The organism is Methylobacterium phyllostachyos, assembly GCF_900103445.1.
Lineage (GTDB): Bacteria > Pseudomonadota > Alphaproteobacteria > Rhizobiales > Beijerinckiaceae > Methylobacterium > Methylobacterium phyllostachyos.
Map to the genome: position 1 here is coordinate 171,718 of NZ_FNHS01000003.1, position 20,436 is coordinate 192,153.

At 67.8% G+C, this 20,436-nt stretch carries 24 protein-coding genes and 1 tRNA gene; 19 read left to right on the forward strand and 6 right to left on the reverse strand.

All coding sequences use genetic code 11. The annotated features are described in order from the left end of the window. Position 1: 1 nt before the first annotated feature. Positions 2–871 (forward strand): UTP--glucose-1-phosphate uridylyltransferase GalU, encoded by an 870-nt coding sequence (galU, locus tag BLQ49_RS06020; RefSeq protein ID WP_091714173.1) that lies wholly within the window; start codon positions 2–4, stop codon positions 869–871. Between the two features lie 252 nt (positions 872–1,123). On the opposite strand, the gene BLQ49_RS06025 is transcribed toward galU, so the two are convergent. Then, positions 1,124–2,026: an N-formylglutamate amidohydrolase gene (locus BLQ49_RS06025; RefSeq protein ID WP_091714174.1), complete on the reverse strand. Its 903-nt coding sequence runs from the start codon at positions 2,024–2,026 to the stop codon at positions 1,124–1,126. Positions 2,027–2,232: 206 nt separating this feature from the next. On the opposite strand from BLQ49_RS06025, the gene cpdR reads away from it, so the two are divergent. From cpdR to BLQ49_RS06060, 7 genes are all read left to right on the forward strand, one after another. Then, the gene (gene cpdR, locus BLQ49_RS06030) at positions 2,233–2,589 is read left to right on the forward strand and encodes a cell cycle two-component system response regulator CpdR (RefSeq protein WP_003603128.1); all 357 of its coding nucleotides are present in this window, start codon (positions 2,233–2,235) and stop codon (positions 2,587–2,589) included. A gap of 121 nt (positions 2,590–2,710) precedes the next feature. Beyond that, complete coding sequence (grxC, locus tag BLQ49_RS06035) at positions 2,711–2,980, forward strand: glutaredoxin 3 (protein ID WP_091714176.1); 270 nt, start codon at positions 2,711–2,713, stop codon at positions 2,978–2,980. Next, positions 2,973–3,830 (forward strand): carbon-nitrogen hydrolase family protein, encoded by an 858-nt coding sequence (locus BLQ49_RS06040; RefSeq protein WP_091714178.1) that lies wholly within the window; start codon positions 2,973–2,975, stop codon positions 3,828–3,830. The genes grxC and BLQ49_RS06040 overlap by 8 nt, the downstream gene beginning before the upstream one ends. A gap of 17 nt (positions 3,831–3,847) precedes the next feature. Beyond that, positions 3,848–4,297: a DUF1178 family protein gene (locus BLQ49_RS06045; RefSeq protein WP_091714180.1), complete on the forward strand. Its 450-nt coding sequence runs from the start codon at positions 3,848–3,850 to the stop codon at positions 4,295–4,297. A 346-nt stretch (positions 4,298–4,643) separates the two neighbouring features. Continuing rightward, entirely contained in the window at positions 4,644–4,982 is a 339-nt protein-coding gene (locus BLQ49_RS06050) for a hypothetical protein (RefSeq protein WP_091714182.1), read from the forward strand. Between the two features lie 52 nt (positions 4,983–5,034). Next, positions 5,035–5,784 (forward strand): FkbM family methyltransferase, encoded by a 750-nt coding sequence (locus BLQ49_RS06055; RefSeq protein WP_091714184.1) that lies wholly within the window; start codon positions 5,035–5,037, stop codon positions 5,782–5,784. A 12-nt stretch (positions 5,785–5,796) separates the two neighbouring features. Further along, the gene (locus tag BLQ49_RS06060) at positions 5,797–6,138 is read left to right on the forward strand and encodes a hypothetical protein (RefSeq protein ID WP_091714185.1); all 342 of its coding nucleotides are present in this window, start codon (positions 5,797–5,799) and stop codon (positions 6,136–6,138) included. Positions 6,139–6,211: 73 nt separating this feature from the next. Here the strand turns inward: BLQ49_RS06060 and BLQ49_RS06065 are convergent, their stop codons facing one another. Both BLQ49_RS06065 and BLQ49_RS06070 read right to left on the reverse strand, forming a co-directional pair. After that, a complete protein-coding gene (locus BLQ49_RS06065) occupies positions 6,212–6,700 on the reverse strand; it encodes a disulfide bond formation protein B (RefSeq protein WP_091714187.1) in 489 nt (162 codons plus the stop codon). A gap of 2 nt (positions 6,701–6,702) precedes the next feature. Continuing rightward, entirely contained in the window at positions 6,703–7,284 is a 582-nt protein-coding gene (locus BLQ49_RS06070; RefSeq protein WP_091714189.1) for a YqaA family protein, read from the reverse strand. A gap of 125 nt (positions 7,285–7,409) precedes the next feature. Here BLQ49_RS06070 and BLQ49_RS06075 point away from each other — a divergent pair. The 4 genes from BLQ49_RS06075 to BLQ49_RS29570 all read left to right on the forward strand — a co-directional run bounded on the left by BLQ49_RS06075 (position 7,410) and on the right by BLQ49_RS29570 (position 10,166). Beyond that, positions 7,410–7,494, forward strand: a tRNA-Leu gene (locus tag BLQ49_RS06075). Positions 7,495–7,926: 432 nt separating this feature from the next. Then, a complete protein-coding gene (locus BLQ49_RS06085; RefSeq protein ID WP_244507461.1) occupies positions 7,927–8,913 on the forward strand; it encodes an NAD(P)/FAD-dependent oxidoreductase in 987 nt (328 codons plus the stop codon). Further along, entirely contained in the window at positions 8,910–9,854 is a 945-nt protein-coding gene (locus BLQ49_RS06090) for a histone deacetylase family protein (protein ID WP_208859016.1), read from the forward strand. The genes BLQ49_RS06085 and BLQ49_RS06090 overlap by 4 nt, the downstream gene beginning before the upstream one ends. A 162-nt stretch (positions 9,855–10,016) precedes the next feature. Next, complete coding sequence (locus BLQ49_RS29570) at positions 10,017–10,166, forward strand: hypothetical protein (RefSeq protein WP_167627635.1); 150 nt, start codon at positions 10,017–10,019, stop codon at positions 10,164–10,166. Between the two features lie 44 nt (positions 10,167–10,210). Here BLQ49_RS29570 and BLQ49_RS06095 read toward each other — a convergent pair whose 3' ends face one another. The 3 genes from BLQ49_RS06095 to BLQ49_RS06105 all read right to left on the reverse strand — a co-directional run bounded on the left by BLQ49_RS06095 (position 10,211) and on the right by BLQ49_RS06105 (position 12,983). Beyond that, positions 10,211–11,377 carry an alanine racemase gene (locus BLQ49_RS06095; protein WP_091714194.1) on the reverse strand — a complete coding sequence of 389 codons (1,167 nt, stop codon included), beginning with the start codon at positions 11,375–11,377 and terminating at the stop codon, positions 10,211–10,213. Positions 11,378–11,472: 95 nt separating this feature from the next. Continuing rightward, entirely contained in the window at positions 11,473–12,108 is a 636-nt protein-coding gene (locus tag BLQ49_RS06100) for a 2-dehydro-3-deoxy-6-phosphogalactonate aldolase (protein ID WP_091714196.1), read from the reverse strand. Next, the gene (locus BLQ49_RS06105) at positions 12,105–12,983 is read right to left on the reverse strand and encodes a 2-dehydro-3-deoxygalactonokinase (protein WP_091714198.1); all 879 of its coding nucleotides are present in this window, start codon (positions 12,981–12,983) and stop codon (positions 12,105–12,107) included. Before BLQ49_RS06105 ends, BLQ49_RS06100 begins: the two co-directional genes overlap by 4 nt. Before the next feature lie 197 nt (positions 12,984–13,180). Here BLQ49_RS06105 and BLQ49_RS06110 point away from each other — a divergent pair, with 197 nt between their 5' ends. The 7 genes from BLQ49_RS06110 to mutL all read left to right on the forward strand — a co-directional run bounded on the left by BLQ49_RS06110 (position 13,181) and on the right by mutL (position 20,381). After that, positions 13,181–13,939 carry an ABC transporter ATP-binding protein gene (locus tag BLQ49_RS06110; protein ID WP_091714200.1) on the forward strand — a complete coding sequence of 253 codons (759 nt, stop codon included), beginning with the start codon at positions 13,181–13,183 and terminating at the stop codon, positions 13,937–13,939. Continuing rightward, positions 13,932–14,675, forward strand: a complete 744-nt coding sequence (locus BLQ49_RS06115; RefSeq protein WP_091714202.1) for an ABC transporter ATP-binding protein — start codon at positions 13,932–13,934, stop codon at positions 14,673–14,675. The genes BLQ49_RS06110 and BLQ49_RS06115 overlap by 8 nt, the downstream gene beginning before the upstream one ends. Positions 14,676–14,768: 93 nt before the next feature. Then, positions 14,769–15,986 (forward strand): ABC transporter substrate-binding protein, encoded by a 1,218-nt coding sequence (locus BLQ49_RS06120; protein ID WP_091714204.1) that lies wholly within the window; start codon positions 14,769–14,771, stop codon positions 15,984–15,986. A 28-nt stretch (positions 15,987–16,014) separates the two neighbouring features. Further along, positions 16,015–16,902 (forward strand): branched-chain amino acid ABC transporter permease, encoded by an 888-nt coding sequence (locus BLQ49_RS06125; protein WP_091714206.1) that lies wholly within the window; start codon positions 16,015–16,017, stop codon positions 16,900–16,902. Positions 16,903–16,925: 23 nt separating this feature from the next. Then, entirely contained in the window at positions 16,926–17,912 is a 987-nt protein-coding gene (locus BLQ49_RS06130; protein ID WP_091714207.1) for a branched-chain amino acid ABC transporter permease, read from the forward strand. A gap of 95 nt (positions 17,913–18,007) precedes the next feature. Then, positions 18,008–18,358 carry a hypothetical protein gene (locus tag BLQ49_RS06135; RefSeq protein WP_244507462.1) on the forward strand — a complete coding sequence of 117 codons (351 nt, stop codon included), beginning with the start codon at positions 18,008–18,010 and terminating at the stop codon, positions 18,356–18,358. Between the two features lie 61 nt (positions 18,359–18,419). Beyond that, complete coding sequence (mutL, locus tag BLQ49_RS06140) at positions 18,420–20,381, forward strand: DNA mismatch repair endonuclease MutL (protein ID WP_091714211.1); 1,962 nt, start codon at positions 18,420–18,422, stop codon at positions 20,379–20,381. Positions 20,382–20,436 lie beyond the last annotated feature (55 nt).

Consider the following 20,436-nt stretch of genomic DNA (forward strand, 5'->3'; position numbering starts at 1 on the left):
GATGAAACCGATCCGCAAGGCCGTCCTGCCCGTCGCGGGCCTGGGCACGCGCTTCCTGCCCGCGACCAAGGCGGTCCCGAAGGAAATGCTCACGGTCGTCGACCGGCCCGTAGTGCAACACGTCGTCGACGAGGCCCGGGAAGCCGGGATCGAGCACTTCGTCTTCGTAACCGGACGCGGCAAGGCGGTGATCGAGGACCATTTCGACATCGCGTTCGAACTCGATCACACCCTGCAGGAGCGCGGCAAGACAGCTGCCTATGAGGCGCTCAAGAAGGATCTGCCGAAGGCCGGGCAGACGAGCTTCACCCGTCAGCAGGCGCCCCTCGGGCTTGGGCACGCCGTGTGGTGCGCCCGCGAGATCATCGGTGACGAGCCCTTCGCGGTACTGCTTCCCGACATGCTGAGCCGCGGCTGCATGCAGCAGATGCTCGCGAGCTACGAGCGCCATGGCGGCAACATCATCGCGGTCGAGGAAGTGCCGCCCGAGGAGACACACCAGTACGGTATCGTCAGCGTCGGCGAGACCTACGGTCAATCCTTCCGAATTACGGGCATGGTCGAGAAGCCGAAGCAGGGAACGGCACCGTCGAACTTCATCATCTCCGGACGGTACATCCTGCAACCCGAGATTTTCGGCATCCTGGAGCACGGCAAGAAGGGCGCAGGCGGCGAGATCCAGCTCACGGACGCCATGATTGACCTGATGGAGACGCAGGATTTCTTCGGCATGCGGTACGAGGGCCGGACCTACGACACCGGATCCAAGCTGGGATTTCTCACCGCGAACCTCGCCTATGCTTTGGAGCGCGAGGATCTGGCAGGCCCGCTCAAGGCGGAGATCGCCAAGCTGCTCAAGGAACACGGCTGAGCGTCCACCGGGATCATGACCGCGTGAGCTGGCGAACGGCTCGCGCGCGCGGCACCGGTCCTGGGCGCGGTGCAGCTATGCATCCGGCGAGGCACCACGCGCAATTTTGCCCTTGCGTCTTGTGCGCCGCACTTTATTTTGTGCGTTGCGAGATCGCGATGGCGTCGCGATCGCGTAGCCCTTCTTGGGCGTTTCCTCCCTAGACTTCGGGCCGCTCCTTCGGGAGTGGCCTTTTTTGTCTCCGCATGCCTGCTACTCGGCGGCAATCCGGCGCGGTGCAAGATCGCCGAGCCCGGAAGTTACCTCGGCGATGATGGCGCGCAGCGCATCCACGAGCCCGACAAAGCCGCTGCTCATCGCAAGGCTGGCCTCGTTCATGTACAGAGCGCGATTGATCTCGATCTGCAGGGCGTGACGTCCGAGGTTGGGCTCGCCGTAATGCTCGGTGATGAAACCGCCGGCATAGGGCTTGTTGCGCACCACGCGGAAGCCCCGGGCCCGGAAGGCCGCTTCGAACCCCTCGATCAGGCTCGGCGCGCAGGCCGTTCCGAACCGATCTCCGAGCACGACATCGGCCTTGACCTCCGCGTCGCGGCCGAGGCTCGACGACGGCATCGAATGGCAATCGATCAGCACGCAATGCCCATGGCGCTTGGCGGTGCGCTGGATCAGTCCGCGCAGCACGCGATGATACGGCTTGTAGAGCCCCTCGATCCGCGCGGCCGCTTCCTCGACCGGCAGCCGGCGGGCGTAGATCTCCTGACCATCGGCGACCACGCGCGGCACCGTCCCGAGGCCGCCGGCCACGCGCATCGACCGCGTGTTGGCGAAGGGCGGCAGCCGGCCCTCGAACATGCGCGGATCGAGTTCGAAGGGCTCCCGGTTGACGTCCAGGAATGCGCGGGGAAAATTCGCCCGCAGGAGCGGCGCGCCGAGTTCGACCACCGGCGCGAAGAGCCGCTCGACATGTGCATCCTCCGATCGGCGCAGGGTCAGGGCATCCAGCCGCGAGGACGCGATGAAATGCGGGGGGTAGACGGCCCCGGAATGACCGGTATTGAAGACGAAGGGCAGGGTGTGCGTCGCGGGTTCGTCGACCGCGTAAGGCGGTGCGAATCCGAACGCGTCTGGCTTGACCGAATCGGGAGCGCTCATCGATGCGTGGACAACCCGGCGATGGAAAAAGCTCGGCACAGGCGCAGTGTGGTGTGCGATCGTCGGCCTGTCCACTCCGCGATGCGCGTCGGTCCCGCCGTCCAGAACACGCATGGCGCGCGCGGCGACCGCGATCCTAACACCTTGTTTACCATCCGGTCCCTTTATGGGATCAACAACGTGACGCGAAGGCTCGGAACCGGCCGATGAAAATCCTGCTGGCGGAAGACGACAACGACATGCGCCGGTTCCTGGCCAAGGCGCTGCAGAACGCGGGCTACGACGTCCTGTCCTTCGACAACGGCCTCTCCGCGTACAATCGGTTGCGGGAGGAGCCATTCGAGCTTCTGCTCACCGATATCGTGATGCCTGAGATGGACGGGATCGAGCTGGCGCGGCGCGCGACCGAACTGGATCCCGACATCAAGGTCATGTTCATCACGGGCTTCGCGGCCGTGGCGCTCAACCCCGACTCCAAAGCACCGAAAGACGCGAAGGTGTTGTCGAAGCCGTTCCACCTGCGCGATCTCGTCAACGAGGTCGAGAAACTGCTCGCCGCCTGAGCGGTCCGCCGTCCGATCCAGCCTTCGGTTGAGTTGAGCCGGCCTGTGACTGCACGGGCATAGGCAAGGTGACCTGCGCGCTCCTATATGACGGGAGGTCACGCGCGGGACATCGAACGTCATGCAGCCGGTCACGATCTACACCACGGCGTGGTGCCCCTATTGCTCGGCGGCCAAGAGCCTGCTGAAGGAGAAGGGTGTGGCCTTCCAGGAGGTCGACGTTGAGCGCGTGCAGGGTGCCCGGGCCGCCATGGTCGGGAAGGCCGGCGGCCGCACGAGTGTCCCGCAGATCTTCATCGGCGCCACGCATGTCGGTGGTTGCGACGATCTCTACGCGCTGGACCGGGCGGGCAAGCTCGACCGACTTCTGAGCGATACAGCCGATGCGTGAGGCGCGCTTCACGGCCGCCTGCGTACAGATGCGCTCGGGCCGAGATCCGAGCGCGAATCGCGATGCGGCCGTGGCCGGCATACGTGCGGCTGCGGCCCAGGGTGCCGCCTACGTGCAGACGCCCGAGATGACCTCCCTGGTCGAGCGAAACCGCGAAAGCCTGTTCTCGCACGTAACCACCGAAGATCGCGAGCCAACGCTCGCGGCTCTCCGGGATGTGGCGCGGGAAACCGGCACGGTCGTGCATGTCGGCTCCATCGCGGTGCGCGCCGGCGACAAGATTGCCAACCGGGCCTACCTGATCGATGCCGGGGGCGACATCGTCACCGCTTATGACAAGTTGCATCTTTTCGATGTCGATCTTCCAAGCGGGGAGCGCTGGCGCGAATCGGCGACCTATACCGGCGGCGCCTGCGCGGTGGTCGCGATGACGGCGCTCGCTCAGATCGGCCTGACGATCTGCTACGATATCCGCTTTCCTGGACTGTATCGCGCCCTCGCTGAAGCGGGCGCCGAGGTGCTGACCGCGCCGGCCTGCTTCACCCGTCAGACGGGCACAGCGCATTGGCATGTGCTTCAGCGGGCACGGGCGATCGAGAACGGTGCCTTCGTGATCTCGGCGGCGCAGGGCGGAGTCCACGAAGACGGGCGCGAGACCTTCGGGCATTCGATCATTGTCGATCCCTGGGGGCGTGTTCTGGCTGATGCGGGCGGGGACGAGCCGGGGATCATCGTGGCGGAGATCGATCTCGCTCAGGTCGCCGATGCGCGAGGACGCATCCCGTCCCTGCAGCATGGGCGGGCGTTCACCGTCGAGCACGTCGGCAAGCGGGCCGAGCCCGCGCAATAGGCATCCATAGCAACAGAATGATCCGGTACAGTCTCGTCTGCGAGGCGGGGCACGGCTTCGAGAGCTGGTTTCCGTCCTCCGATTCCTTCGACACGCAGGTGGCGGGCGGGCTCGTGACGTGCCCGATCTGCAACAGCGCTTCGGTCGGCAAGGCGCTGATGGTGCCGAGCATCGCGCGGGGCAAGCCAACGCCCGCGGCGTCGCCGGCGCCGCCCGATACGCCGACGACGTTGATCGCCGAGCCCGAGCGGCAGCTTCGGACCATGCTCCGCGCCCTGCGGGACCACATGGTGGCGAGCGCCGAGCATGTCGGCGCGCGGTTTCCCGAGGAGGCGCGCAAGATCCACTATGGCGAGGCGGAAGGCCGCGCGATCTACGGCGAGGCCAGCCCGGCGGAGGCGCGCGCGCTGGTGGAGGAAGGTATCGAGGTCGCGGCTATTCCGGTTCTCCCGGACGACTGCAACTAGAGGCATCGGACCTGGCGGGACATTGCGTGGCCTGACGCGGTGCGATGCCGCGCGGAGGGGCTCGGGGTCCGGAAACCAGCCGGACAAACGCCTGCTGCGCCCCGAAGCAACAGCGACCGTAAGCCTGGTCTCAAGCGCAACCTGGATCCTGAGATTCGTGCCGGCCGCCGTCGGCGCAACCGCTCAGCTGCAGCAGCCCGTGGCGAACACGAACGGAATTCGCGCTGGCCGGCAGAGTTCGATGGACACGAAGACACTGGGGCGTGAATAAGGGGTCCGAGAACCTCGCTTTGCCCGAGGTGTCGATCGGCCGGCTGACGAGGCATTGAAGGCTCACGGCGCGCGTATGATCAAGAACCCTGCCCATACCATCGAAGTGAAATACATCCGCCAGATCCAGCAGCAGCAGATCGAATTGGCGTTGCTCAAAGCCGAGCGTGATGCGGCCGTGCGTGACCGCGATGTCGCTCAGGCGCGGTCCGCGGCGATGCGCATACTGATCGATGCCCTCGCGCGCAGCCTGCGACCCTATGGATTTGCCCGCAAGCGTTTCCTGATGACCATCCGCAAGGCGGCGAACGCCGTTCCAAACCATGGCCCCGCTGCCCTTCAGCATGAAGTCCTGTTCGAAGGATCGAACCGGATTCTCAAGCGCACGGACGCGTCGCTGACGGCGCAGGCCTGACCGCGGCCCACACGGCCGATCCAATCCCCTTCAGAAGCTGGAATCGAGGATCATGGACGTCGAACTCCTGACGATGTTCAACGCCATCGTCTCCTTCCGGGACAATCTCGATTCCGGGCCTCACATCTTGCGGTCCGAAATCGACTTCCTGGCCTTCGCCACCCGGATGGCACCCTTGTCCAACGCGCAGCTGCTCCAGGATCTTTGGGTCCTGTACGAGCTCAAGGAGAAGCGGAACGGCTACTTCGTGGAGTTCGGCGCCTGCGACGGCGTGAGCCTCAGCAACACGCTCCTGTTGGAGAAGGCATTTGCCTGGCAGGGTGCCCTGGCCGAGCCGAGCCGCGCATGGCACGAGGCGCTCTACAGCAACCGCGATTGCTACATCAGCGATCAGTGCGTCTACAGCACGGACGGTATCGAAGTTCTATTCAATGAAGTCGAGATCGGCGAATTGTCGGGAATGAAAGACTTCGTCGCGAGCGATTTCCACGCTCAGTTCCGGCAGGAGGGCCGGCAATATGCGGTGGAAACGATCTCCCTGCGCCGCTTCCTTGCGGAGGCGCGGGCACCCAAGCGCATCGACTACATGAGCATCGACGTGGAGGGGGGTGAATTCGATGTTTTGCAGAGCTTTGATTTCGCCAGCCACGATATCGCGCTGATCAGCGTCGAGCACAATTTCTCGGATAGTCGCGAAAAGATCTACGACCTGCTGACCGCGGTCGGCTACCGACCGCGATTCCGGCAATTCTCGCTGTTCGACGATTGGTACGCGCGTCCCGATCTCGTCGCGCAGTCCTGACCGGAGGCTCCCGTGTCCGCAGCTTCCGCCTTAGCCATCCTCGATTCGACCTTCGATCTGTTCAAGCAGATGGGCGGCGGCATCGCGCTCGACTTGCAATGGCTGGCGATCTCACGGCGGCTCCAACTGGTGCGCGCTGAAGTCCACTGGACAGCCGACATGGCCTTCGTGGCGACGAAGCTGAAGGCGCATGCCGCCCATTACGCGTTGCGCTACCGGCCCGATCTCGGCTCCGAGCAGATCCGGCGAGCGAACGCCGCTGAACTCGATAAGGTCGTGCAGCAGTATTCGATCCTCCGCGCGCACTTGGAGGCACAACTGAGGGAATCCGTGGATGGCTCTCCGGGACATTAGAGCCGCGCGTGCTCGCTAGGGCGGTCCTAGAACCGCGGGCCGAGACGAGACGGCACCGCGATCCGCCCGATTTTCAGCGTCGCACCGCCGCTGTGCCGGCCAGGGCGGCCAGCGCGAAGGCGAGTACAGCGTTCCAGCCGGCCAACGACACGCCGAGGATCCGCAGGGCAGCGACCGAGCAATCCACCACCTTGGTCGATTGCAGGGCGTTCATGAAATCCGCGACCTGCCCGGGATTGGTGCCCGTACCACCCCCGCAATCACTCGGCCCGGGCCAGAAGCCCCATTCGGCACCCGCATGGTAGACGCCGACGCCGGCTCCGTAGAGCAGGCCGAGGGCCGCCAATCCGAGAGCGATCCGGGCGATGCGCTCCGGAACGAACAGGGCGATCAGGCCGAGCGGAATGGCCGCATAATAGGGCAGACGCTCTGTCAGGCAGAGTTTGCACGGGGCGTAGCCGTATCCGTACTGCATGACCAGCACGGCTCCGATCGTCGCGGCGGAGAAGATCGCCAGCCACAGCCCGGCGGTTTTGAGACGGAGCGCTGCCTGCGTGTTCATCGCTATAGGATCACCTTGAAGAGCAGGAAGCCGAGGACGATCACCGCGACGGAGATCGCCACCACGGCGTTGAGGTGCCGGTCGAGGACGCCCCGGATCTGGACACCGTAGCGGCCGAGGAGGCCGGCCAAAATGAAGAACCGGGCGCCGCGGGTCACCACCGAAAGGACGGTGAACCAGAACAGGCTGTAGTGGGCGAAGCCCGACGTGATGGTGACCAGCTTGTAGGGGATCGGCGTGAGCCCCTTCAGGAGGATCACCCAGTGGCCGTACCGGGCATAGGAATCCTGAAAGGTCGCCGCGGAATTCTGCAGTCCGTAGAGGCGGATCAGCCATTCGCCGACCGAATCGAACAGCAGGGCCCCGATGGCGTAGCCGACGAGGCCTCCGAGGACCGACGCGACGGTCGCGATGGTGGCGTAGAGCCAAACCCGATCCGGCCTGCTCACCGCCATGGGTACCAACATCGCGTCCGGCGGCACCGGGAAGAAGGAGCTCTCGGCAAAGGCCACAGCGCCGAGCGCATAGGGCGCGGAGGGCCTGACGCTGAGGGCCAGGATCCACGCGTAGAGCCGGCGGAGCATTCGGTTTCCTGGATTACGGTGCGGTCGCCCATTGAGCATAGGTGCCGCGCCTTGGCCAGATCGACCGGACGGTCGAAAAATACGCTTGGCCGGCGCAGGCGACCTGTGCGAAGAGCGCCGGGTACGCGGGTATGGCGGAACTGGTAGACGCGGGCGACTCAAAATCGCCAGCCGCAAGGCGTGGGGGTTCGATTCCCTCTACCCGCACCAAGCGCACCCCACCGGTGCCGATCGACAGCCATCGGCCATTCCGTCCATCGGGTTTCAAGGCGGGCGGACGGAACGCCCCAGGCATTGCCGCGCACGACCGGCGCGTCGATCAGAGAAGCGGGTCAGCCGTGTTCGGCTCGGTCCGCAGCCCCAGGATCGCAACCTCGAAAATCGCCATCCGCTTCGGGCAGATGGACCCTGCGCTGCGCAAAATCGATCCCGGGCGCGCGCCGACGGTCGAGGGGCTGCGCTCCCTGATGGTTGTGGAACTGAAGCACGACCCGGTCACGGTCTTCGGGCTCCGCTGGACGACGTCGAAGTGCTCGGACGCGCAGATCACTGCACGCCCCCTGCGACGCGCGGACATCGCATCAGGCCGGCCACCGTGGACGGCAGAGGGTCGCGCTGAACGCGGCCCCCGACGCCCCTATCTTGGCCGATACGCGGCCCGGTCGGCCGCACCTGAAACAGGGTCTGACCATGGGCGAGCGTCGGAGGGTGGGGATCCTGGGGGCCGGCATGGCCGGCGCGGCAGCCGCCCGCAAACTCGCGGATTCCGGCATGACGGTCGAGGTGTTCGACAAGGGCCGTACCGTAGGCGGCCGGATGGCGACCCGTCGACACGGATCGATGCAGTTCGACCACGGCGCGCAGTTCATGCGGGCGCATGGACCGGCTTTCGCGGCGCAGCTCGCGCATTGGGAGCGGCACGGCATCGTGGCGCCCTGGGCGGGATCGGGACGGCGCGTCGGCATGCCCGATATGACCGCGCCGGTCCGCGATCTCCTAGATGGCCTATCGATCGCGAGTGCCGTCACGATCTCACGCATCTGCCGGGAAGGCGACGCTTGGCATCTCCACGATGCCTCGGGCGTGTCGCACGGTCCGTTCGATGCCGTGGCGCTCACCTGTCCCGCGCCGCAGGTGACGGCGCTGCTCGACGCGTCCGGGTACACGCTTGCCGGTGTCGCGCGGGCGTCCTACGCGCCCTGCTGGTCGCTGATGGTTGCGGCCCGTTGTGAGGTCCGCGTTCCCCTGGTCGAGCCGCGCAACGAGCCAATCGGCCTCATTGCCTTCGATGCGGCGAAGCCGGGCCGACCCGCGGGCGTACGATTGACCCTTCATGCGACGCCGACTTGGTCGCGCGACCACCTCGACGAGCCGCATGAGGCGATCGTTTCGGCGCTGCTCACCGCCGCGGAGCGCCTACTTGGCACGGCGCTCCAACCGATCTACGCAGAGGCTCACCGGTGGCGCTACGCGCAGGTCGAGCGCGCCCTGGAGGTGCCCCACCTGTACGATCCGGCATTCCGGCTCGGTGCGGCCGGCGATTGGTGCCTCGGAGCCCGGATCGAGGCCGCCTATGACAGCGGCTCGGCCCTCGCCGGTGCAATCCTGGCGGATCTGTGCGCCACATGATCCCGCCGATCGCTTTCCATCCCGCCTATGAGGCCAGCCTGCCGGCGGGGCATCGCTTTCCGATGCGGAAATACGGCCTGCTGGCCGAGACGCTGATCGCCAAGGGCCTCGCGCCGCTCGGGTTCGTAACCCCCGAGCCGGCCTCCGCGGAGATCCTCGTGCGCGCCCACGATCCAGCCTACGTGGAGGCGGTGCTACGCGGCACCGTGTCTCGGGAGATCGAGCGGGCCATCGGCCTGCCGGTCGATGCTGCGGTGATCCGGCGCTCGCGCAGCTCCGTGGGCGGGACGCTGCTTGCGGCGCGGCTGGCGCTCGCCGAGGGCCTCGCCGGCAGCGCCGCCGGGGGCAGCCATCATGCCCGTCGGCACCAGGGGGCGGGCTTCTGCGTCCTGAACGATGTGGCTGTGGCAGCGCGCACGCTGCAGGCCGAGGGGCAAGTGCGGCGTGCGCTGGTCGTCGATCTCGACGTGCATCAGGGCGACGGGACCGCGGATTGCCTCGCTTTATGCCCCGACCTGTTCACGCTTTCGATCCACTGCGAGAACAACTACCCGGCTCAGAAGATAGCCGGTGATCTGGATATCGGCCTGCCCGACCGGCTGGACGACGCAGGCTACCTCGACGTGCTGCGCGCCCGCCTTCCGCCGCTCCTCGACGCGCTCGCCCCAGATCTCGTCTTCTACAATGCTGGCGTCGACCCGCACCGGGACGACCGTCTCGGCCGGCTCTGCCTGACGGATGCCGGCTTGCTGGCGCGTGACCGCTTCGTGGTGGCGCAGGCCAGGGCCCGTGGGATCCCGCTCGTTGCGGTGATCGGTGGCGGATACGCGAGCGATGTGGACGCCCTCGCGCGGCGGCACGCGCTGGTGTTCGAGGCGCTGGCTGCGGAGGCGGCGCGTGGTTCGACACCACGGCCGGATCGCGTCCGGTCCGGGCGATGATGCGCTGCGGCATCAGTGTTCGACGCGCGGTCAATGTCCGAGGACTTGGTAAGGTTTACGCAAGCCCTGCAACCCACTGTGCGGGAACTGCGAGGGCCCGACGCGCCGGCGCCTCGCTTCCTGTCACCGTTGGGTCAAGCCATGCTCGGGCGGGTTTGGGACGTGCTGAAGGCGACGCTAGCCGTGGCGGCCCTGATCGCCGCCGCGCTCGTGTCGGCGGACAAGCTCGACCGTCAGCGAGCGCAACCGGTGGTTGGTGTGGTCGCGGGTGAACCGATCGTCACGGGCGCCATCGCGCCGGCGCGCCCCTGAGACGCGCCTGCCCTCACGCCCTGCATTCGTGTCGACGCGGCATCTCACCACCCATTGATGCGCGGCCACACGGCGCCCGTGAGTCGACCTCCGGCGATCACGTGGTAGCGGTCGTGCTGGGCACCGGTGGCGCAGGCATGGTTGGGCAGGATGCGCAGGCGCGTTCCGATCGAAAGTTCGGGCAGGCGGGCCTTGGCTCCTTTCCGCAGCGCCAGGATGCCGTGCTCCTGATTGGCATCGGACACGATCAGGTCCGGATAGGGAATGCCATCCCGATCGCAGGCCAAGCCGTATCCCTGATCGACAGGCTGCCGCGCCGTGCCCCGGTCCCGCGAGAGCGCCATCCAGCCGGCATCGGTGATGATCCAGCCCTTCTCGCGTTGATGGCCGATCACTGTCGTCAGGACGGTCAGCGCGATGTCATCCACCGCGCAGGAGCCAACACCCGCCTGGAACAGATCACCGATCATGAAGACGCCGGCGCGGACCTCGGTGATGCCGTCCAACGTCTCGGCGTAGCGCGCCGTCGGGGTCGAGCCGACGCTCACCACGGGGCAGGGAAGACCGGCGGATCTGAGTGCGGCGGCGGCCGTCACCGCCGCTACGCGCTCGGCCTCAGCGGCCGCGCGAAGCGCGTTCGGCTCGTTCAAACCGTAGCTGTCGCCGGCATGGAGGAGCACGCCGCGCAAGATCGCGCCCGCATCGAGAATGCGGCCGATGGCGGCGAGCCGCGCGGCATCCGCAGGGTTCACGCCGGAGCGGTGCCCGTCCGCATCGACCTCGATCAGAACCGGCAGCCGGTCCCCCGAATGACGGCCCCACGCCGCCACCGCCTCCGCCTGTTCGAGCGAATCCAGCACGATCGCCAGATCGACCGGCCACAGGCGCCGGATCCGACCGACGCGCTCAAGCTTCTGCGGCGCGATGCCGACCGCGTAGATGATGTCGCGGACGCCGCCCGCGGCGAAATATTCGGCTTCGCGCAGGGTCGAGACAGTGGCGGGCCCGGCCGCGCTCGCCATGGCGACCCGGGCGACGTCGAGGGACTTGGCGGTTTTGAGATGCGGGCGCAGCACCACGCCGTGCGCGTCGAGCCGTGCCCGCATCGTGGCGACGTTCGCCTGCAACCGGTCGGCATCGAGCAGGAGGCACGGGGTTTCGAGGGCATCGAGCCCGCTGTCCTCGGCCGACATGATCGTCTCTTCCGCCATCCGGCCGCTCCAACTGTCCAAGGGCAGCTGCCTGATAGGCGTTCGGCGGCGCGGGTCCAAGAAGCGTGCCTCGTCCGGACCGGCTCGGGAAACCGCTATGCGGATCTCCGCATCGCCTCCACGTAGATGGCCGCATCGCGGGCGACCTCGACGGCGGCCTTGCCGGGTCGATAGAGGTTGGATCCGAGGCCGAAACCGTCGGCGCTCGCCGCGCGCCATCCGGCGATCCCGTCCGGCGTGACGCCGCCAACGGCGAGCACCCGCGTCCCCGGAGGCAGCACGGCCCTGTGCGCCTTCAGCGCCGCCGGCGAAGCCACGTCCGCCGGGAAAAGTTTCAGCGCGGTCGCCCCGGCTGCCAAGGCCGCGAAGGCCTCGGTCGGCGTCTGGTATCCGGGGAGCGAGATCAATCCTGCCGCCCGGGTCGCGCCGATCACGGCGGCATCCGTGTTGGGCGAGACCACCAGGGTCCCGCCCGCCTTGGCAACCGCGGCGACCTGCGCCGTGTCGAGGACCGTGCCGGCGCCGACCAGGGCACGCCCGGACAGGCGCTCGGCCAGGATCGCGATGCTGCGCAGGGGCTCGGGAGAATTGAGCGGCACCTCGATCAGGCTGAATCCGGCGCCCACGAGGGCGTCGCCCACCGCAGGCGCCTCATCCGGCGTCAGGCCCCGCAGGATCGCGACGAGGGGGCAAGCCGCGAAGGCCGCCTCGAACCGGGCGAGAATGGTCATGCGCTCAGGCTCCAGATGGCGTGGATGCCGGCCGTGGTCGCGCCGTCCGGCACGATGACGGGGGTCCCGCCCAGTTCGGTGATCGCAACGGCGTAAAGGGCGCTCAGGGAGCCGCCCCCCAGCAGGTGCACGGGGCGGCGTTTGAGATCCTCCTGGGTCGCGACATCGGCGCCGATCAGCACGCCGCTGGCATAGGCAGCCGCCTCGGATGGGGCCAGCCGGTCGAGCAGCAGGCCGGCCCGAACCTCGAACAGCGTCGCGGCGATGTTGGAGGACGCGATTCCACGGCGAAGCCCGCGCCGGAACGGTGCTCCGTCCGATACCGCGCCATCGAGCATCCCGGCCATGATGCCGTGGCCGCGCAGCAGCGCGAAGAGTTCGCCGGTCATGACGGTGGTGAAGGTCGTGATCGCGCCATCAACGGTCTCGACCCACTTGTTGTGGGTACCGGGCTGGCAGAATAATGCAGTCGCGGGCGCCGCGCCCGCATGGATCGCGCCCAGCACCTGGATCTCCTCGCCGCGCATCACGTCCGGCCTGCGGCCGTTCCGCAGGGCGACGCCCGGAACGATGCGCACACCCGGCGCGGCCACCCGGCAGGCGTCGGTCAGGCGCTCCAGGGTGGCAGGCACATCGACGTAGGGCGCCTCGAGCCACCCCCGGCTCGACCCCACCATTCCGACCGCGATGACGTCCTCCGCACCGAAGCGTGAGCGCAGCGCTGAGATCTCGGCCGGATAGGCGTCCTGCGTTAGGCTCAGGACGCCGCGGGCATCCTGCAGCGACTCGATCACCGTGCCGTCGGATGCCATCGCGAAGACGCGACGGTTGGTCGTGCCCCAATCAACGGCGATGTAGGCCGCACCACCGCCCATGGACCCCCCCGACAGCTTATTTGTCTGAGTTAAGGGCGGCGTTCGGTCGGGTCAAGCGTCGGCGATTGCCCGCGCTGGCCACGGACAGCGGATATCACCAGCCGGGGATTGTCGCGCTGCGCCGCGCGTTAGCGATGGACGAAAGCCGGGCGGTTCGGCGATATGGCGACAAGAATCAAAATTCGGGAGGACAGTGCTTGGCACGGGACGTGATCCTGGCGACCGACGGCCTGACGATGGAATTCCGCGGGTTCCGCGCCGTGAACGGCGTGGCGCTTCAGGTCGAGCGCGGGACGATCCACGCGCTGATCGGGCCCAACGGAGCCGGCAAGACCACCTGCTTCAACCTGCTGACCAAGTTCCTGATCCCGAGCGCGGGCACCATCCGCTACAAGGACCGCGACATTACCGGCCTGAAGGCCGCCGATGTGGCCCGGCTCGGCCTCGTGCGCTCCTTCCAGATCTCGGCGGTGTTTCCACACCTGACCGTGATGGAGAATGTCCGCATCGCCCTGCAGCGGCGGCGGCGCGGCGATTCCTTCGATTTCTGGCGTCCCGAACGGGTGCTGCGGGCGCTGAACGGCGAGGCGCTGGCGCTGGTCGAGGACGTCGGCCTGACCGAGTTCGCGGATGTGCCGGCGGTAGAACTGTCCTACGGCCGCAAGCGCGCGCTGGAGATTGCCACGACGCTCGCCCTCGATCCCGAGATGCTGCTCCTCGACGAGCCGATGGCCGGCATGGGCCACGAGGACGTCGAGCGCACGGCGCAGCTCATCCGCCGGGTGTCCAAAAGCCGGACCATCCTGATGGTGGAGCACAATCTTTCCGTCGTCGCGTCCCTGTCGGACCGCATCACCGTCCTGGCGCGCGGCCAAGTGCTGGCCGAGGGCGATTACGCCACCGTCTCCAAGGATCCGCGCGTGGTCGAAGCCTATATCGGGGCGGGACATGCCTGAGGCCGCGGTGAAGACTGTCACGCCCGCTGCGGCGACCGGCGCGCTCCTCACCGTCCGCGGCCTGGAGGGCTGGTACGGCGAGAGCCACGTGCTCCACGGCATCGACATCGACGTCCGGACCGGCGAGGTGATCACGCTGCTCGGCCGCAACGGCGCCGGCAAGACCACGACACTCCGGGCGATCATCGGTATCCTGGGCAAGCGCGCGGGCTCGATCGTCTATGACGGTGTCGAGACGATCCGGATGGCCTCGCGCAACATCGCCCGGCTGGGCATCGGCTACGTCCCGGAGGAGCGCGGCATCTTCGCGAGCCTCACGGTCCACGAGAACCTGATGCTGCCGCCGCGGGTGAAGCCGGGCGGGATGTCGGTGGCCGAGATCCACACGCTCTTCCCGAACCTGAAGGAGCGGGCCGGCAGCCAGGGCACTAAGCTCTCGGGCGGCGAGCAGCAGATGCTGGCGATCGGCCGGATCCTGCGCACCGGCGCCAAGCTGATCCTGCTCGACGAGCCGACCGAAGGTCTCGCCCCGGTCATCGTTCAGCAGATCGGGCGAACCATCCAGCAGTTGAAGGCGCAAGGCTACACGATCATCTTGGTGGAACAGAACTTCCGCTTCGCCCAGACCCTGGCGGACCGGCATTTCGTGATCGAGCAGGGCCGGGTGGTCGACATGATCCCCAACGCCGAGCTAGACGCCAATATCGACAAGCTTCACGCCTATCTCGGCGTCTGAAGCGCGTCCAAGAATACTGTCGAAGCGCCGGAATCGGCGTCCCGAATCCCGGCCGGCGGAAGAACGCCGCGCCGATAGTGGATGGAAACGCGTATGTTCGGACGTATCGCCCGGCCCGTGACCCTTGCCGCCCTCGCGGGCGCCCTGATGATGGGCACCGCAGCGGCACAGACCAACGTGAAGATCGGCATCCTCGGCGACCGTTCGGGCGCTTATTCCGACATCAGCGGCGAGGGCTCGGTCGTGGCCGCCAAGCTCGCGGTCGAGGATTTCAAGCCGGAGCAGCACGGGCTGAAGGTCGAGATCGTCTCGGCCGACCACCAGAACAAGCCGGATGTCGGCGCCGCCATCGCCCGGCAATGGTACGACCGCGACGCCGTCGACATGATCACCGACGGGGTGACGTCCTCGGTGGCGCTCGCCATCAGCCAGGTCACCAAGGAGAAGAACAAGGTCTTCATCGACACCGGCGCCGGCACGGCCGATCTCACCGGCCCGCAATGCACGCCGAACACGATCCACTGGGTCTACGACACGGTGGCGCTCGCCAACGGCACCGGCGGCGCCATGGTCAAGCGCGGCGGCGACACGTGGTTCTTCCTCACCGCCGATTACGTGTTCGGCCAGACCCTCCAGCGCGATACCTCGGCGGTCATCACCAAGAACGGCGGCAAGGTCGTGGGTTCGGTGAAGACCCCGTTCCCGACCTCGGACTTCTCGTCCTTCCTGCTCCAGGCGCAGGGCTCGGGCGCCAAGGTGATCGGGCTCGCCAATGCCGGCACCGACACGATCAACTCGATCAAGCAGGCCGGCGAGTTCGGCATAACCGAGGGCGGGCAGGCTTTGGCCGGCCTGCTGGTCTTCTCGTCGGACGTGCATTCCCTCGGCACCAAGGTCGCGCAAGGGTTGGTGCTGACCGAGCCGTTCTACTGGGACCTGAACGACCAGACCCGGGCCTTCTCGGACCGGTTCGCCAAGCAGATGAAGAACGGCTCCAAGCCGACTGCCAACCATGCCGGCGTCTACTCGGACGTGCTGCATTACCTGAAGGCGGTGGCGGAGCTGAAATCGACCACCGACGGCGCCGCCACCGTCGCCAAGATGAAAGCGATGCCGACCGATGATCCGCTGTTCGGCAAGGGCGTGATCCGCGCCGACGGGCGCAAGATCCACGACATGTACCTGTTTGAGGTCAAGAAGCCCGCTGAGTCGAAGGGCGAGTGGGACCTCTACAAGAAGCTCGAGACCATCCCGGGCGATCAGGTCTTCCGCCCGCTCAACGAGGGCAATTGCCCCCTCGTGAAGGGCTGAGCTGGGTAGCGGGGCGCGGAGACCGGCCATGACCACGATCTTCGGCGTGCCGATGCAGGCCCTGTTCGGGCAATTGCTGCTCGGCCTGATCAACGGCTCGTTCTACGCGATCCTGTCGCTGGGGCTCGCGATCATCTTCGGGCTCCTCAACATCATCAACTTCGCCCACGGCGCGCTCTACATGATGGGCGCGTTCGTGGCCTGGATGCTGCTCACCTACGTGGGCCTCGGCTACTGGTGGGCCTTGGGGCTGGCGCCACTCGTGGTCGGCGCCTTCGGGATCGTGCTGGAGCGGGTGCTGATCGCCCGGCTCTACAAGCTCGACCACCTCTACGGCCTGCTGCTGACCTTCGGGCTGGCGCTGATCATCCAGGGCCTGTTCCGTAACCAGTACGGCGTCTCCGGGCTCCCCTACGCGATCCCGACGGAGCTGTCGGGCGGCCAGCGGCTGCCCTTCATGTTCCTGCCGAACTACCGAGCCTGGGTGGTGGTCGCCTCGCTCACTGTCTGCATCGCCACCTGGCTCGTGATCGAGAAGACCAAACTCGGCGCCTATCTCCGTGCCGCCACCGAGAACCCGACCCTCGTCCAGGCCTTCGGGGTCAACGTGCCGCTGTTCCTGACGCTGACCTACGGGTTCGGCGTCGCGCTCGCGGGCTTCGCCGGGGTGCTCGCCGCGCCGATCTACTCGGTGAATCCCAATATGGGCGCCGACATCATCATCGTGGTCTTCGCCGTGGTGGTGATCGGCGGCATGGGCTCGATCATCGGTTCGGTGATCACGGGCTTCACCCTCGGCCTCGTCGAGGGGCTGACAAAGGTGTTTTATCCGGAGGCGTCAGCGACCGTGATCTTCGTGATCATGGTGCTGGTGCTGCTCGTCAAACCCGCTGGCCTGTTCGGGCGTACGGCCTGACCGCGAACTGAGGCTCGACACATATGGCCGACACCGCCACCATCGACGCCGCCCCGATCGCTGCCGCGCCCGCGACCGGCCGGGACGACAAGGCGCTCCATCGCCTGATCTTCGTGGGCATCGCCGTGCTGCTGATCGTGGCGCCGCTGGTGCTCTACCCCGTCTACCTGATGAAGGTTTTGTGCTTCGCGCTGTTCGCGCTCGCCTTCAACCTGCTGCTCGGCTACGGCGGCCTGCTCTCCTTCGGCCACGCCGCCTATTTCGGCATGGCGAGCTACCTCTGCGCCTACACGGCCAAGCAGCTTGGCTTCACGCCGGAACTCGCGATCCTCGCCGGCACCGGCACCGCGGCGCTGCTGGGCCTCGTCTTCGGCGCGCTGGCGATCCGCCGGCAGGGCATCTACTTCTCGATGATCACCCTGGCGCTCGCCCAGATGGCGTTCTTCTTCTCGCTGCAGGCCAAGTTCACCGGCGGCGAGGACGGCATCCAGGCGGTGCCCCGCGGCAACCTGTTCGGGGTGATCAGCCTCGCCGACGATCGGGCGATGTACGGCGTCGTCTGCGTGATCTTCATGGCGGGAATGCTGCTGATCTACCGCATCATCCACTCGCCCTTCGGGCAGGTGCTGAAGGCGATCCGGGACAACGAGCCGCGGGCGATCTCACTGGGCTACCGGGCGAGCCAGTACAAGCTCGCGGTGTTCGTGCTCTCGGCAACGCTGGCGGGGCTTGCCGGCTCCACCAAGGCGATCGTGTTCCAGCTCGCCTCGCTGACCGACGTCCACTGGTCGATGTCGGGTGAGGTGGTACTGATGACGCTGGTCGGTGGCATGGGGACCGTGTTCGGGCCGATCGTCGGCGCTTTGGTGATCGTCACCATGGAGACCTACCTCGCCCAATTCGGCGCCTGGGTGACGATCATCCAGGGCTGCGTGTTCGTGCTGTGCGTGCTGCTGTTCCGGGAGGGGATCGTCGGGCTCATCGCCCGGGTGGTGCGCCGGCCTTTGTGAACCGGGCCGCTTATTGGATCGCGGGCAAGTGACGGTAAGGCGCCGTTAACCAAACCGTCTCAACCTGGAGTTCCACAGACTTCAGGCTCGCCATGATGAACGCCGGTTCGCTCAGCATCGACGACCCCGCGGTCGACTGCCCGGTCCCACCGGAGACGGTCGGCCGTCTGATCAAGGCCGACCCGGAGGGCGCCGCCTACCTCCTGGACGGGATCCCGGAGGCGACCCGGGCGCGCCTCGCGGTCTGGCTCTACGGCCGCAGCCACACCCACGAGATCGGCGTCCGGGTGGCGGCGACCTGTGACGGCACGACCCTGCGCCGGACGGCCGGGATCGTCGGCAACGTCCTGTACGACCTGTCCCGCCGCCCCTACGCAGCGCCGAGCCACGGGACACGGGCCGGCGCGAACCGCATCTCCCTCGGCGGGTCCCAGCGGCGGGCCTGAACGGCGCGCCCGTCGGCTCCGGCGATTGGAACGTCGTCGGGGAGGGGCTATCGTCCGGGCAATGTCCGTTTTCCCGTCAGCGTCATCCGTCCGCCGTCTCGACCCTATCCTCGTCGACCGCATCGCCGCGGGCGAGGTGGTGGAGCGCCCGGCCTCGGCCGTGAAGGAACTGGTCGAGAACGCCATCGATGCCGGGGCCCGGTCCGTTGAGGTGACCGTTGAGGCGGGCGGCCGCCGGCTGATCCGCGTGGTCGATGACGGGCGCGGCATGACGCCGGAGGATCTCGACCTCGCCGTCGAGCGCCACGCCACCTCCAAGCTCCCCGGGGGCGATCTCACGGCGATCGACACGCTGGGTTTCCGCGGCGAGGCGTTGCCCTCGATCGGGGCGGTGTCGCGGCTCGCCATCGTCACCCGCACGCCGGAGGCCGAGGCCGGGGCGAGCCTGACCGTGGAGGCGGGCCTCAAAGGTCCGGTTCGGCCGGCGCCGGCCCAGCGCGGCACGCGGATCGAGGTGACCGAGCTGTTCGCCGCCACGCCGGCCCGGCTGAAGTTCCTGAAATCCGACCGGGCTGAGAATGCGGCCATCGCCGAGACCCTGCGCCGGCTCGCGGTCACGCAAGCGGGGATCCGCTTCACCCTGCGCGCCGATGCCGGCCAGCCCCTGGTTCTGCCGGCCGAGACCGGGTCGGAGGCGGATCTGCGCCGGCTCACCGCAGTGCTCGGACCGGATTTCGCCGCCAACGCCCTGCCGGTCTCGCTCGCCCGGGAGGGGTTCGCGGTGACCGGCCATGTCGGCCTGCCGACCTATCACCGGGGCGCGGCGACCCATATCCATCTCGCCGTCAACGGCCGCCCGGTGCGCGACCGGCTGCTCCTCGGGGCGGTGCGCGGCGCCTATGCCGACACCCTGGCCTCGGACCGCCATCCGGTGCTCGGGCTGACGATCACCTGCGATCCCGAACTGGTCGATGTGAACGTTCATCCGGCCAAGACCGAGGTACGGTTCCGCGAGCCGGGCCTGGTCCGGGCACTGATCGTCAGCGCCATCCACGAGGCCCTGCGCCAGGGCGGCGTCCGCTCGGCCACGACCGGCGCCGCCCGGACCCTCGACGCCCTGCGCCCGGCCGGGCCGGCCCTCGCGATCCACACGGGGGCGGCTACGCCGAGTCTGTTCCAGCCGACGCGGCCGGGCCCGTTCCCATCCAGCGCGCCCTCGGTGGCGGCGCCTTCGGGCTACCGGAGCTCACCGACTTGGCGGCCCGCCCCGATGCCGCGCCCCGCGGAGCCGGCTTACGCGCTGTCGGGGGAGGGCGGCTTCGCGGAATCGGCCCAGGCCGCCTTCGTGGGTTCGGAACTGGCAGCCCCGCCTCAAGCCGATGTCCGGCCGCTCGCCGAGGCCCCGGAGGCGATCGATCATCCCCTCGGCGCGGCGCGTGCCCAGATCCACGAAACCTACATCCTCGCCCAGACCCGCGACGGCCTCGTCATCGTCGATCAGCACGCCGCCCATGAGCGCCTCGTCTACGAGCGGATGAAGGCCGAGCGGGCCGCCGGCGGCATCGCCCGGCAGGGGCTCCTGATCCCCGACGTGGTCGAGATGAGCCCCGAGGAAGCCGACCGGCTCGTCGCCGCCGCGCCGGACCTTGACCGGCTCGGCCTGACCATCGAGGCGTTCGGACCCGGGGCCGTGCTGGTGCGCGAGGTCCCGGCCGCGCTCATCGGCGCTTCGACCCGCGATCTCGTCACCGACATCCTCGACGCCCTGGAATCCAGCGGCGACGAGGAGGGCGGCGCCGCGGCTACGGAGGGCGGCCCGCTGGGCCGGCGGCTCGACGCGGTGCTCTCGCGCATGAGCTGCCACGGCTCGGTCCGTGCCGGCCGGCGCCTACGGCCCGAGGAGATGAACGCCCTCCTGCGCGAGATGGAGGCGACGCCCAATTCCGGCCAATGCAACCACGGCCGCCCGACCTCGATCGAGCTGAAGCTCTCCGACATCGAGCGGCTGTTCGGCCGGCGGTGAAAGGCCCTCTTCGGCGGCCCGGCGCGCCGAACAGCCGCCGCACATCGTTTCGCAT

Excerpts from the sequence above, each read along its gene's own strand:
- BLQ49_RS06050 (WP_091714182.1), top strand. The coding sequence starts at position 4,644 with ATGATCAAGAACCCTGCCCATACCATCGAAGTGAAATACATCCGCCAG.
- BLQ49_RS06040 (WP_091714178.1), top strand. The coding sequence starts at position 2,973 with ATGCGTGAGGCGCGCTTCACGGCCGCCTGCGTACAGATGCGCTCGGGC.
- BLQ49_RS06100 (WP_091714196.1), bottom strand. The coding sequence starts at position 12,108 with ATGACCATTCTCGCCCGGTTCGAGGCGGCCTTCGCGGCTTGCCCCCTC.
- BLQ49_RS06095 (WP_091714194.1), bottom strand. The coding sequence starts at position 11,377 with ATGGCGGAAGAGACGATCATGTCGGCCGAGGACAGCGGGCTCGATGCC.
- BLQ49_RS06065 (WP_091714187.1), bottom strand. The coding sequence starts at position 6,700 with ATGAACACGCAGGCAGCGCTCCGTCTCAAAACCGCCGGGCTGTGGCTG.
- BLQ49_RS06125 (WP_091714206.1), top strand. The coding sequence starts at position 16,015 with ATGACCACGATCTTCGGCGTGCCGATGCAGGCCCTGTTCGGGCAATTG.
- galU (WP_091714173.1), top strand. The coding sequence starts at position 2 with ATGAAACCGATCCGCAAGGCCGTCCTGCCCGTCGCGGGCCTGGGCACG.
- BLQ49_RS06025 (WP_091714174.1), bottom strand. The coding sequence starts at position 2,026 with ATGAGCGCTCCCGATTCGGTCAAGCCAGACGCGTTCGGATTCGCACCG.
- mutL (WP_091714211.1), top strand. The coding sequence starts at position 18,420 with ATGTCCGTTTTCCCGTCAGCGTCATCCGTCCGCCGTCTCGACCCTATC.
- BLQ49_RS06045 (WP_091714180.1), top strand. The coding sequence starts at position 3,848 with ATGATCCGGTACAGTCTCGTCTGCGAGGCGGGGCACGGCTTCGAGAGC.
- cpdR (WP_003603128.1), top strand. The coding sequence starts at position 2,233 with ATGAAAATCCTGCTGGCGGAAGACGACAACGACATGCGCCGGTTCCTG.
- grxC (WP_091714176.1), top strand. The coding sequence starts at position 2,711 with ATGCAGCCGGTCACGATCTACACCACGGCGTGGTGCCCCTATTGCTCG.
- BLQ49_RS06135 (WP_244507462.1), top strand. The coding sequence starts at position 18,008 with ATGAACGCCGGTTCGCTCAGCATCGACGACCCCGCGGTCGACTGCCCG.
- BLQ49_RS06070 (WP_091714189.1), bottom strand. The coding sequence starts at position 7,284 with ATGCTCCGCCGGCTCTACGCGTGGATCCTGGCCCTCAGCGTCAGGCCC.
- BLQ49_RS06115 (WP_091714202.1), top strand. The coding sequence starts at position 13,932 with ATGCCTGAGGCCGCGGTGAAGACTGTCACGCCCGCTGCGGCGACCGGC.
- BLQ49_RS06090 (WP_208859016.1), top strand. The coding sequence starts at position 8,910 with ATGATCCCGCCGATCGCTTTCCATCCCGCCTATGAGGCCAGCCTGCCG.
- BLQ49_RS06130 (WP_091714207.1), top strand. The coding sequence starts at position 16,926 with ATGGCCGACACCGCCACCATCGACGCCGCCCCGATCGCTGCCGCGCCC.
- BLQ49_RS06120 (WP_091714204.1), top strand. The coding sequence starts at position 14,769 with ATGTTCGGACGTATCGCCCGGCCCGTGACCCTTGCCGCCCTCGCGGGC.
- BLQ49_RS06105 (WP_091714198.1), bottom strand. The coding sequence starts at position 12,983 with ATGGGCGGTGGTGCGGCCTACATCGCCGTTGATTGGGGCACGACCAAC.
- BLQ49_RS06055 (WP_091714184.1), top strand. The coding sequence starts at position 5,035 with ATGGACGTCGAACTCCTGACGATGTTCAACGCCATCGTCTCCTTCCGG.